The sequence below is a fragment of the Microbulbifer variabilis genome, assembly GCF_056232115.1.
On sequence record NZ_CP174325.1, the window covers coordinates 2,258,160 to 2,270,743 of the forward strand.

Below are 12,584 nucleotides of genomic sequence, written 5' to 3' on the forward strand. Positions count from 1 at the left end.
TGAAGCAGTCACAATGCGTTACCGCACTATCTTAATCCATTCACCAGGTTGAGGTTCACCGCGAGGGTAGTAACCATTTAAAAGTCGTAATTGCTCTTCGGCATATTCACCAATTTCCATATGTTTAGCCAGAGAGGAAAAAGTAGTTTTTTCATTTGCTTTTACGTAGCGCAACCGGCGAATATCTTTCTCCACAATATCTGTTTTACGTAGGGGCCGGAAACTACGGATACTAGTTAGGAACATAGTGTCATATTTTTCCAGGGCCTCTTTATCCTGAGAGCCAGAGTTGGTTACCTTGCCCTCCAACATAAATTGCCGGCTTCCATAGTAGATAACTGCAACTCTGTCGGGATCGGGCGCCTCTTTCTCAAGGTTGGGAAATTTTCCTGTGTGACCCACAAGCTGATATTGTTGTAATTTTTCCCCTTGCTCCAGTTTTCGTAAGTCATATTCCTCACGCAAGGCCATATCTGCAGGTTGGTTACCATCGCGTTTTGCTACCTTGATAGTAATTGTGGCGGAGCTATCTGGGGCGGATCCTACAATTGAAGACCGCTGGTTTGCCACCGTCCAGCCATCTGGGAAGAGGAGAGAGAAGCCCAGGCGTTTATGATTAAATCGATTTTTATTGGATTGCCGGGAGTTATCCCCGTACACCAGACCATCAGTCTTCTCCCGATAATAGGCCACTTTGGTTTCTTTATTATCTTCAGGTAGGGTACCCGCTGCTTTTACTACTTCCTGCAGGCGAAGATCATTACGGGGATGAGTAGAAAAAACACCATGATAGGTTTGGGGTTTTTTACCCTCAATACGGGCACGTCTTCTGGCAAAGGTCTCCTGGTCTTTTAATAGCCCGATAACATTTATCATTGCCTGTGGATCATAGCCCGCATTAAACATATATTGCGCACCGAATCGGTCTGCTTCCAACTCCATTTCCCGGCCATAACCCTTTACCGCTGCTGTACTGTATAAATTGGCTACATCGCCAACCACGCCGCTACCGGTTACTAGAACCGATAAAACTGATGCGACGCTGGCACCAGTGGCTGCAGTTTTTTGCCGAACAGCGTGTCGCGCAGTAATGTGCCCGATTTCATGGGCTAGTACGGCGGCCATTTCTGCCTCTGAATGTAAATAGGTGAGTAGGCCGCGATTGATATAGACATAACCGCCAGGAAGGGCGAAGGCATTGATGTCCTGGCTGTCGATGATGGTGAAATGGTACTTGAGATCAGGCCGATCACTGGCAGCAGCCACTTTTTGCCCGACATGATTGACGTAGGCTGTGAGAATCGGATCCTGGTAAATAGGAGTACTTTCTATCAGCTTCTCATGCATCTCTTTGCCAATAGAGATTTCCTTGCCTTCAGACATTAACACCAAGTCTGGGCTTTTTGTGGCAGGGTTGAATGCACACCCTGCCCCCACTGCTACCAGCGCACTGGCGAGCCACCGATTAATGGTTTTCATTACCCCCTGCCTCCTTGTCTATTTATTGTCTAAGAGCTTGTACCACTAGCTGGAACCAGGAACTGTTGTAGCTGGGCCGCCATACCTTTACAGGCATTATTCTGTACCCTGGCAATCAAGGGGATTGGGATGACAATCGCAGGCATATAAGAGGTGCCTTTGGCATCAGCACTCAGTTTGCCTGATAATTCCCGATCACGGAAATCCCAAACAGAGGCCTCATAGTCGGATTCCTTATCCCAGGTACCAAACCCGAAACAGCCGGCGCCGCCGGTACTGATGGTGCAGCTAATAGACCCAGCACTTGCCGTCGTTTCAGTGGATCCATCAATCCATACTATGTACTTAACCCCGTAGTTTTCCATGCGCTCACGCACGCCTTCATTTTCCATTAGACGGTCCAGAGAACGCACATGCATGGGAGCTGTGCGGGGTTCAAACCAGGGGTACATAATGTCGACAAATTCTTTCTCTGGAATGATGTTTACACCCATCTCCGGGTTGTGTAGCTCTCTGCCGACACAGGCAATAAGATCTGGTTCTGTCTCATAATCGCTGGAGTGACGGCGCCCGAGAATAACTACGGAGTCGCCTGCTCTTAGCTCTCCATCGCTACGCCGGTATTCGTCAATAACAACAGTGGTACAACCGGTCAGGAAAATCAGTGCGAAAATAATGAATGGCTTGAACACAACAAAAATCCTCTATTCAGCCTTGCTGGATTTCACTTTGAACTCCTGCAATGAAGCAGACCTTAATTTCCCAGAGAGAAATGCCTGTAACTCAGGTACTTTTTCGAAGCCGGTGTAGAGCGTTGCCCCTGCGTCACGCAGGGCAATGTTGATTGCCTGGGTTAGAGCCTGCTCCTGGGACTTCAGGAAGGCTGTAGGTGTTTTTCCGTAGGCAGTAATTACCCAGCTGGCTACCTGTTGCCCACGGGGATCATAAGCATTCATGTCATATTTGATCCACACTTCAAAAATATTAACTCTGGTTTCCCGTGGCATAGTGAATTGCAGCTCCCTGACTTCGGGAACTATTACCAACTCGACATTGTCAGGTACTTTTTGTGGGTACTCGGAAAGGGAAACTGTATTGGTAAACATGGAACCGAGTACTGTCTCGAACAGGTTTTTTTGTGCCCGGCCAGTATTAATCTTCCATTCCTCACGATCTTCGCTATCTTCCTCGTAAATGTAATTTCTAAAATCGTCACTGAGGTAAATGCCTACAGAGAGGGGGAGCTGTTCACCCACAGGTGATGGATACTTCCCCTCCACCCGCACAGTATGAGAGCAGGCCGCAACCAGTAGTGAAAACAACACCACCGCGGTAAAGTGGAGTGGCAAAGCCGCCTTTATCCTGTACTTCATGAATTGCTCCTGGAATCAATCAGCTAGCGAAAATCGTTTAGTCCTACAAAAGTGCCACCATTGCGATAGGTGAGTTCACGCATAAGGGCTGCAAATCGCAGGCCAGTGGTTTGCAAATGGGGAGGGCGGGAAAACTGGATGGGAAATCCCACAGCATGAATGCGGATATTGCGCTTTCCTTCTCCATGCTTTGCGTTCACCCGATCGACCGCTAGCATCACATTACGGATAGATTTACCAGTAAATTCATCGCCCAAGACATAGATACTGATTTTCTTGTCGGGATCGTAAAAGCTACGAACTGCTTTTTGTATACCTTCCACCGGACTGGAATTGCTAAAGGGGTTCCAGGTTTTTAAACGATTAAGAATAGCCTGGCGACGCCCGGGTGTATCGGGAATCCACTTGTTGCGGTAATTGAAAAACATGTAATCGCCCATGTCATTCATCACCTGAATGCCCTTAACATTGGGATAGAGATCCAGAGTATTAACCATTTCTGCCATCATGCGGTCCCAGCCGTAATTGAACATACTTCCGGAGGTATCGATGATGAAGAGAATGTATTCGCTGTCTACAGGAATACCGCCAATAACATTGTTTTTACGTTGATAGTTTTCACCCAGTAAGCGACGCATTTCTTCAGTCAGTGTCTGTAATGCGACGGTAAGTTCCCCTTTTAATTTCCCCTCTTCACTTTGCCCTTCGGTTTTACTGGCATAGACGGCCTGCAGAGCTACTAACTCTCCACGAAGATTGGCAATTCGCTTGTGTTCAATATCAATTTGTTCTCGTTTAGCATTGAGGTCTCGATTGAGGACTGTGGTCTCCCCACGGATTTCTGCCAACTGCTGTTGCAGTTCCATTACCTGGGCTTCCAGGTCGACTTCTGCCTCCTCTAGAACTATGGGTTCGGCAGTTTTAGCGATCATCAAGAGCAAGACAATGGCTCCGAAACCACAGCAGATTACGTCGAGAAAGGAAATACTGAACTCTTCTTGGCGTCTTTTCTTTCGTGAAACTGTCATGGCCAGTCCCTCGATGGTGCGAGAAAAGAGCCTTGGGTTTCCATTGCCAACTTCCAAAACTCGCTGGCAGCAAATGGGTCGCCTTCCATAGGAGTCAGGATAATATTCACGGGGACATTTTTAGGAAGTACCTTGACGGCGCGCTTGAACAGGTTGCGCCTTTCTCTACCAGAAATTGTGGAGCCCCTGGGCGATTTAATTCCCTGGGTAGGTAGCCCATCTGTGATGAGAATAATGTTATCCGGTAGTGGAGTCATAGCATGAATGGCGTTGAACACCCTTTCCAGGCTGGTACCGTTTTCAGGTACTATTTCATTCAGTCCTTTAATTGCCTGGTCCAACTGGTCGCGATCATCCACATTGAGCCAGCGATCTTCCGTACCGGCAATGGCGGCGCGAAAAGAGGTATTAAAAGTATAGATCTGGTACTGGCTGTCTGGAGGCAGCTGTGCGGTTAACCAAGAGACTGTGTTGATAGCCCTACGCCACTTTTCAGTTTGTCGTTTCACTCGTGACGACATATTTCGAGCGCGTATGATTTTGATCAGTTCATCGCCGAGCATAGAAGCGGAAGAGTCCAGCAGGACCAGGATTCTGTTGCCTCCCAGGCGTAGCCCGGTCAGGTATTGGCGATCACCATCACCGGTATATTTGCGCACATTGTTGCCTAACTTCTTATTTTCCTCCTCGAGATTTTTCTTGGCCTGTTCCAGCTTTTTAAGCTTATCCTGAAGCCTTTTAATATCCTCTTGTTCGTCAATGCTGTCGATTTCAGCGATATTACCTTTTACCTCTTCAATTTGATCCAGTATACGGCGGGCGAGCCCTTGGGCCTCAGCCAACTCATCGCTGACGATATCTAAGGTATTACGTGCCTGGACCAAGTGCTCTTGACCGAATTCAACCTCTTCTTGGAGCAGGTTTACTTCGGCGCTCAAGTCTTCTGTTTCCACCTCTATTTCGTGGTCTGAGCCGTGTTTGATGATTAAAAAAATCAGTGCCACGGCGCCGAAGCCACAAGACATGATGTCTAGGAAGGATAAACTGAAGGTGGAAAAACGACGCTGCTTACGTCTCATGGCGTTCCACGCTAATTGCCGTTATCACATCCGGTTGATTGGCAATACTAATTTGGTCTCCTGCATTTAGATTGACCGGAGCAGACACCTCCTCGCCATTCAGCATTAGACGGGTTCCCGCATCCACACGTAGAGCCAGGCGACCTGCGTGATTAGTGACTGTTGCTGCAGGGTGTTTTGGGGGAGTGGGAGTTATTTGAAACTTATCTTCATGCCAAAAAACAAACAGTGGCTGATGCGCAGCTAGGGCACGATGGCCGAACAGCAGATGCGTTGCCGCTGCTTCAGATGGCGCTTCGAGGCGTATGGTAATTTCGCTCTCCGGTGTTGCGCTGATACTGTTTATCAAGCGCAGAGCCGAGTCCTGGCTTCGCAGTTCCTGCCAACGATTATTGATGGATTGCGCGATACTGTCTCTGGAGAGAAGGTACATGTGCTGTGCCAGCTGAACACCTCCGGGAATCTCCGCCCAGCGGTGAGATATAAAGCTGACACTGTTATTCTCTGAGAGGTTTTCAATCATCGCCCGTACGCGGGAGAGTATAGGCGCAGTGGCATCCTGTAGCTGACGCAGAGTGATTTTTGCGGTGCGATCATCCAGCTCTGCCAGAACTTCTCCCTGGCGCATGGCGCGACTTACCCACTGTGGCATCAGGTCGTATAGCTGCTGTTCAGACTCTGCGGAGTGGAGTGGGTCAAAGCGACACTGCATGACAAAAGCGTCGGTAAAAACCCGTGCCCAAGCCTCCTGGAAATGATACTGTCCAGCATCGGCTACTGTTTCAGCGGACTTGACGACAGCCTCTTGATCAACATTGATACGGGAGACCAGGGTTTGGTGTAGTTGTAGTTCTACATGCAATTGCAATCCGGAAGGAGCAATATGGCCAATATTTGCAGTGGCAGAGTCAATAAGGCCCACAACATTTATACTGCTTTCTTTGATAATACCCAGCAACAAGGCCAGCTGCTCTCGAGTGAAGTTTCCTGGTACTGCGAGTACAAGTTCCTCTGGAAGATCGCAATGCTCAGAAATTTCTTGTAAATGGCAGTAGGCCAAATCGGCATGATGACGACAGCTCTGGTTTTCAGATTTCAGTGATTCCAGGCTGAGCCTGCGCCAGAACTGATTATTGACTTGGGTTGGGTGGTTGCGTGCACGCATTTGTGCTGCAGTACCTATATGGATCTGTCGGGGTTCAATTACCGCTATACCAGGGCTTTCTAGAACTTCCGTAGTTCCAATAAAAACCCTTAGACCATAATCATTGATTTCAAGGACACCTTGTCCCATGGGGGCTTCCTCGCGGCCAATAACCGATATGTTGACAACCTGTGTCGGTTAACTAATTTTCAGGAATCGCAAAAGACGGTTGTCACAGTAGTTCTGCGTATCGAGTACCAGCCTCTCTTGCATCAATTGCAACTGGTGCGTAAAAAACATAATGACAATACTGATTACCAGAGCGATAAAAGTTGAATTGAAGGCGACACCGAGGCTCACGGTCACCCCGGCAATATCACCCTCCACAGCTTTGTGCGCTTGTGCTAGAGCTTCACCGATGCCACGCACCGTACCAATAAAACCAATAGAGGGGATTGCCCAGGTGATATAGCGAACCATTGCCAGCTCTGAGTCAAGGCGGTCTCCCTCGGTTTCACAAACCTCTTTTATAGAGTTGGAAACTGCAGCCACATTACGGGTTGAACCAAATCGCTGCAGGGCGGTGAGAATAGCTCTGGGTACCAGATAACTACGCTCCTCCTCAGGGAGTGCCTGAATCGGTCGAGACAGGTCGCGAGTATCTTCTGGTAAAATAGGCGTGCCTTCACTGACATTGAGAAGTGCTCTGTTGAGCAGCTTCCGTTCTCGCATACTTCGCTGGGCTTTCAAACCCATTATTGCCATGGCCCAGAGCATTAGTACAAAACAGGCCTCCTGCTCATAGTCTCGCATCACAATATAGATGGAGCGCTGTTGCACGTAGGTTTCTCCCGCCGCCTCACGAGCCAGTTGCTCCTCAATTAATGCATCAGCGTTTGGACGGATAATGGCTACATAAATGGCATGTACCAGGATAACTGAGCCCAACAGCGCAAATATCTGGAAAATAAAATCTGATGATTTGAATTTCATGATGGTGCTCTTGGCAACTTTTCTCTATATATCTACTGGATAGGAAACGGATAGATCCTCAGAAATTTCTTCGGAAGCTTTGTAATCGTCGGAACTGCTTTTACTACTTTTTGACTTCTTTTCATCCGATTTTTTTTGTGCGACCTGAGTGAGGGTCTCCCCTTCTTTTTCCTGCTTTTCCTGTGCAAATAAAAATGAAGGTAACAGGAGGATGAAAATAAAAATAAATTTAGGCATAGCTCTCTCCTAATTGACCCAGCGTGCCACTCTGAAGCCGATATCGTTTCTTGGGGCCTCTCCATAGTCGCGATAAGACAAACGCAACTCCGTCAGCCCTGAGTGACGCCAGCTGGAGCCACGAATAACATGGTAGTCACCATCCTGTGGGCCCACTGGATTTTCCTCCTGGCGGGATGAAAGACCTGTGCCAATGGTATAGAGATCGTGTATCCATTCAGATACATTGCCTCCAAGGTCATAAATTCCCAACGGGTTTGGGTTATAGCTGGCTACAGGTGCAGTCGCTGCATAGCGATCACTATAGGTGCGCAGTACAGTGGGAATTAGCTTGGCAGCATGACTGTCGGCATAATTACCTGAGTTATTACCAATGGGCAGGTCATTCCCCCAAGGATATTTGCGCATAACACCGCGGTCGTAACGGGCTAGCCATGCCCATTCAGCTTCAGTTGGTAGACGATATCCATTTGCGGCGGAATCAAAGCCGACAACCCGACCGCGTTCTGTCAGGTATACAGGAGTCAGCCCATCCCGTTGGCTGAGCCAATTGCAAAAGAGAACAGCATCGGCCCAACTGACATTGACTACGGGAAGGTTGTCGTTATCTAAGCTCACACCGTTTACATGGCTTGAGGTATGTGAGGGTTTAAATCTTCGGTATTCTCGGTTGGTGACCTCTGTGGTGCCTATATAAAAGGGGCGGTTTAGAGCGACCTGCCGCATAACTTCATTTGCGCGACGCCCTTGCTCGCGTCGGGATGAGCCCATAGTGAATACAGCGTTGGGGCGCATTAATTTCATGGTGCCGCCTGCGCCATGGCGAAGCTCTGGGGGAACTTGTTGCCAGCGAGCCTGCTCCTTGGTTAATAAAACTGCACGCACAGTTTGCTCCAGTCTGGCACTGGGAATCACGCGGGTATCAAATGTTTCATAGCCTCGCTTGCGCACTTCAATACGGTGAGTTCTTGCGGGTAGGTTGAAAGTCTGTCCGGTATTCCCCGCAAATTGCCCATCAATATAGACTTCTGCATCTGGTGGCACACTGGAGACACGAACCCTGCCATACACTGCATTCAGGTTAATATTCAAGTCGCGCTGCATACCTGCAGCGAGGTCGATGGTGTGTTCTACGGAGGCATAACCGTCCTTAAAAAAACGCAGGCGATGGATTTCCCCCGATGTGAGCTCGAGCTCCAGTGGGGTATGACCTCGAAACTCCCCATCCACGGTTACACTCGCGCCCTCAGGAGTGGTAACGACACGCAATAGCCCGTCAGCTGGCCCGAGGGTTACTGTGGCTAGTGCCTGGTCTACTCCAGCGGTAACAGCGACAGGGATATCAACCGTCTTATGCTCGGCAAGGGAGATAGAGATAACTCTATCTCCCTGGATTAACTCTGCGTTAAGTGGCGTAGTTCCAAGTACCTTGCCGCCCACGGTTACTGTAGCGCCTTGCGGATTGCTGTTGATTCGGATACTGGCCCAGGCTGGACGTAGTTTGGCTTCAAGGCGGTAGGTTTTATCGAGCCCCTCGATATTAACCTCGCGGGTAAAAGGCAGATAGCGGTCAGATAAAACTGTTATCCGCATGGACCCCGTAGCGACATTTTTCACCAGACCATTTTCATTTGGAACTTCACGACCATTCATCAGAACTTTTACAGGTACTGGGGGATCCGTTTCGATTTGTAGATGGCCCGGAAGTTTTTCAAGGGTAACCGAGTGGCGACTATGGCCTTCCCGGCTGACTTCTACTTCGCCACTTTTGGCTAGATAGCCCTCAGCTTTAATTGTGTAGCTGTAGTTTCCAGGTAATACGAGGTGGCCATTGCCGAGGGGAATTGCAAAGCCACTGATACTGATTTTTGCATGGACGGGCTGTGTATCGAAAATTAGGGAGCGGGCGATAACTAAATAATATAGCGCCAACGCGCTTAAGAGTAAGCAGGCCGCAACAATCAAGGCGCGCTTGGAGAAAAATAACCGAGCACGAGTGGATTTTGGCTGTACTGGAGTGAAACCAATTGGTTCGATGAGGGGGGATTCATCGATTGCGGGTTTCTCATCCTGGACAGGTACTGCCTCTTTCACTGTCATTTATGCTTCCCTATTGCCACATCGTTATGGAGTTATCGCAATGACTTCGGTGTCGCTGGATAGGCCTTGTTAGGGCCAGGTTGGCAAAACCGAAGCAGGGGTGCTGTGTGCAACAAAGCTTAGCTCGCCGATACCATGGCTATGTGGCATGGTGAGAGGTTTGTCGCGGAACTCTTCATATCCTGAATTTAAATCAGGCGCTCTAAATCAGGCACGGCCCCACTGCGAAAAGACCTGTTTTTTTGATTTTTCGAGGCAATAGAGGTTCTTGTAATTAGCTGTTATTAGCGCCGTTAATTTTTTCCGCACATTGTATGACAACTTCTGTGACAGGTTTCCCTGGCTTGACGATAAACTCCCGACGCACATCCCGATAGCCGTCTCGGGTACCGATGGCTGTATAACGGCCGGGCTTTAAGGCAATTTCTCGCTGATCAAAATAGCCCAGCCTTCCCACATGATAAATCGTGACACTGGTACTACGGTCGGACTTAAAACGTACGGGCATGGGGATTAGTGCTTTAGTGAGTGCATCTTCAAGATCTTCGATCTGTTGTGCCAAACGTGGTGTTTGGCTATTGAGTTTCCGTGCATCACTGAGTACTTTTCTGGCAAAATGATTACGCTTTCCTTCGCCTAAAGTCAGAGGATCTTTAAGGAGATCCTGCATTTGATCATCCAGTTGAGCCCTGGCCGTGGCGCGGGCTTTCCCTGTCACAGCAGCCACTAAACTAGCGTCTTTTTTTACTAAGGTAGTGTAACTCTGCAGGGCTTTGTGCCAGTTTTCCTGCTTTTCCTGGTCGCGCGCGTGAGTGAGAAGTTCTTCGATCTTGGCCTGCTCGGCCCCATTTTTTGCCTGCTTAAGGCCTATACCTGGGGCCTTGGCTTCAGGCTTCAACTTACTGGCTTGGTTGAAGTGTTTCTTTGCTGAGTCAAATTTTTTATCAGCAATAGCGGCATACCCTGCGGACATGGCATTTTTGTAGTCGCGTTCGGTGATTTCCTGTTCTACTTTTGCCAATAATTTTTTTGCAGGCTTTGTTTGTGGATCAGAAGAAAGAGATTCCTTTAAAGATTTCTTGGCAAGATCTAAGTCTGAATCCAGATAGGCACTTTTCCCTTCTGTGAATTTCCACCAAGCCAGCGGAAGCTTATCGGTGCGCTCTAATCCTCTTAATCCCCTGGGGTGCTTCTCGGAAATTATAAGGGTAAGTTTGAAAGCTTCTGTTGCAGAATCCAGGTCCCCACTTTCTAGCGCTCTTTCGCCTTCAGCAAGATGTATTTCAATACGCTCGGGTATACCGTCACGTAATACTTCTAGTGCCTGCAATGATTCCTGATATTTCTCCAAAGCGGGCATAAATTGTCGTTTGCGGTAGAGGCTGTCGGCCTTAAGGGCCAGATCTTCTGCCGCATAGAATTCTTCATATGCCCATAGCTCTACTTTTCGCTCCTTTAATTCTTCCTTGAGGGCGAGAATATCCTGCAGAATTTTCTGGACCTCCCGGCGTTGCTGCATAATTTCGGCATCTGTATAAGGAGATGCTTGGGCAACATTTTCCGAGATGTTATTAGTTGGGGGGGAGCTTATTTGCAGGCTACGTAACGGAGGTTTTTCCACCACCTGGGGAAGCCCCCAAAAGACGCCAATGAGACCGCTGAGCATGGCTGCACCAATTACTATGGGTCCATAAAACCTTTCTTTTTTAGGTTTTCCCTTATTGGTGTTGGTTGCCTTGGGAGAATGAGCCTCCTCACCGCCAAAGGTAAAATTGGCTGGCTCGATTGGTGCTATATCTTCCTTGGCATTATCGCGGTGCTGCATAGTATTTCCGCCTAGTTATTCGTGGTCCCAGTGAAGATGTTGGGTGAAAAGAGTGGAAAAGCGCTTTGATTTACCTCAGTTAGTAACACTTGTGATGCTAGATACTGTTACTGGATGAGCCCGTCTCAGCATCGTATATTTCCTTCAGAATTTCGCGCCATTGCCGATATTGGTTTTCTACTGAACCGGTAAGAGTCACAGTACGATCCTCAAGCTCTACGATTTGTGGCTCAACTTCGGCCTCCATTGAGTCACCCAGCTCCTGCAGTGCCTCTAAGTGCATCTTGGCATCAGCACGGCGATCAAAGGCGCTCTTTATCAGGTAACCACCTGCGCCGATACCGACCTGGCCCGCAGCTTGGGCGCTGCCACCTCCAGCTCCTGCGGCAGCAATTCCGCCGATAATGGCTGCGGCACCCATAATGGTGTGATTACGGGCCTTACGCTTTAATTCGCGCATCTCCCGAACCTCCTCGTAACTGCGCGCACGCCATTCCTGATAGGGCACCTCCATGGTTTTTGCGAATGTGCCGTAATACTCCTGTAGGGTATCGACAAACAGGTAGTCCCGCTCACGAATTTTGCGCACCCTTGCTAGCATCGGATCATTTTCTGCGGGCAGGGCACTTAGATAGTAGATACCACTTTCGCTTTGGTGCAGGTAGCGGTCGAAGGCTTCAGGGGAGAAGCTGCGGGCAAAGCGCATTTCGGAAATAGTGCGAAGCTCGACAATTTGCTGATTTGATAGTTTTTGCCGGTACTGCAGCATGTCGTTGGCAATACGGTTGTAGATGCCTTGGAAAGCATCCCCCTCCGTAGGGTGCTTGCGATCGTAGGCATAATGCGAGGCGTTTTCACTGTACTCTTTTGTAAACCAGAGCTGGCCTCGGGAGTCAGCGACAGTAATTTCAACTGTCAGGGATTCGCCGTCGGATTTGAGAATACGGCCAGAGACGGTTACATCTATATTGGTGCGTGCAGATGGGATAACTCGAACTGCTCCCCAGCCAAGGCTTGATTGCAATGAGTCGGCCAAGGTGACGGCCATAAAGCGAGACTCCGCCTGGCGCAATTCAGGAAATACCAGGGTATCTTCGTCTGCCTCAGTAGTTTCTAGGCCTGGGTCAAACTGAATTACGCCTACGTCGAGTAATCGCTCTTCAGCAATATTTTTGTCCTCAATAGTAAGGGGCGTAAATGCGGTAGTTCGTACTTCCGTTGTGGTACAGCCTGTGAAAATTAATGCGACTACCGACCACAATAATATGGTAAATAAGCATGTCGGGGAGTGGCCGCTTTTGTAAGTGGACTTGTAAAATGACATAC

General features: G+C 48.8%; 11 protein-coding genes. All 11 read right to left on the reverse strand.

The window, feature by feature from the left end; genetic code table 11:
- Window positions 1–18: 18 nt before the first annotated feature.
- Complete coding sequence (locus ACJJI7_RS09880; protein ID WP_444902248.1) at window positions 19–1,479, reverse strand: M48 family metalloprotease; 1,461 nt, start codon at window positions 1,477–1,479, stop codon at window positions 19–21.
- A gap of 29 nt (window positions 1,480–1,508) precedes the next feature.
- Window positions 1,509–2,171, reverse strand: coding sequence for a hypothetical protein (locus ACJJI7_RS09885; protein WP_020411889.1), 663 nt, complete (start codon window positions 2,169–2,171; stop codon window positions 1,509–1,511).
- A 12-nt stretch (window positions 2,172–2,183) separates the two neighbouring features.
- Window positions 2,184–2,852: a hypothetical protein gene (locus ACJJI7_RS09890; protein ID WP_020411890.1), complete on the reverse strand. Its 669-nt coding sequence runs from the start codon at window positions 2,850–2,852 to the stop codon at window positions 2,184–2,186.
- A gap of 23 nt (window positions 2,853–2,875) precedes the next feature.
- Window positions 2,876–3,880 (reverse strand): VWA domain-containing protein, encoded by a 1,005-nt coding sequence (locus tag ACJJI7_RS09895; RefSeq protein ID WP_020411891.1) that lies wholly within the window; start codon window positions 3,878–3,880, stop codon window positions 2,876–2,878.
- Window positions 3,877–4,959, reverse strand: a complete 1,083-nt coding sequence (locus tag ACJJI7_RS09900) for a vWA domain-containing protein (RefSeq protein WP_020411892.1) — start codon at window positions 4,957–4,959, stop codon at window positions 3,877–3,879. The genes ACJJI7_RS09895 and ACJJI7_RS09900 overlap by 4 nt, the downstream gene beginning before the upstream one ends.
- Window positions 4,949–6,253 (reverse strand): hypothetical protein, encoded by a 1,305-nt coding sequence (locus tag ACJJI7_RS09905; protein WP_282951669.1) that lies wholly within the window; start codon window positions 6,251–6,253, stop codon window positions 4,949–4,951. Before ACJJI7_RS09905 ends, ACJJI7_RS09900 begins: the two co-directional genes overlap by 11 nt.
- 48 nt (window positions 6,254–6,301) lie before the next feature.
- Window positions 6,302–7,096 (reverse strand): MotA/TolQ/ExbB proton channel family protein, encoded by a 795-nt coding sequence (locus ACJJI7_RS09910; RefSeq protein WP_020411894.1) that lies wholly within the window; start codon window positions 7,094–7,096, stop codon window positions 6,302–6,304.
- A gap of 24 nt (window positions 7,097–7,120) precedes the next feature.
- Window positions 7,121–7,333, reverse strand: a complete 213-nt coding sequence (locus ACJJI7_RS09915; protein ID WP_353376972.1) for a hypothetical protein — start codon at window positions 7,331–7,333, stop codon at window positions 7,121–7,123.
- 9 nt (window positions 7,334–7,342) lie between these two features.
- Entirely contained in the window at window positions 7,343–9,433 is a 2,091-nt protein-coding gene (locus ACJJI7_RS09920) for a PEGA domain-containing protein (RefSeq protein WP_444902247.1), read from the reverse strand.
- A 274-nt stretch (window positions 9,434–9,707) separates the two neighbouring features.
- Window positions 9,708–11,258, reverse strand: a complete 1,551-nt coding sequence (locus ACJJI7_RS09925) for a tetratricopeptide repeat protein (RefSeq protein ID WP_020411897.1) — start codon at window positions 11,256–11,258, stop codon at window positions 9,708–9,710.
- Window positions 11,259–11,355: 97 nt separating this feature from the next.
- Complete coding sequence (locus tag ACJJI7_RS09930; protein WP_282951664.1) at window positions 11,356–12,582, reverse strand: hypothetical protein; 1,227 nt, start codon at window positions 12,580–12,582, stop codon at window positions 11,356–11,358.
- Window positions 12,583–12,584 lie beyond the last annotated feature (2 nt).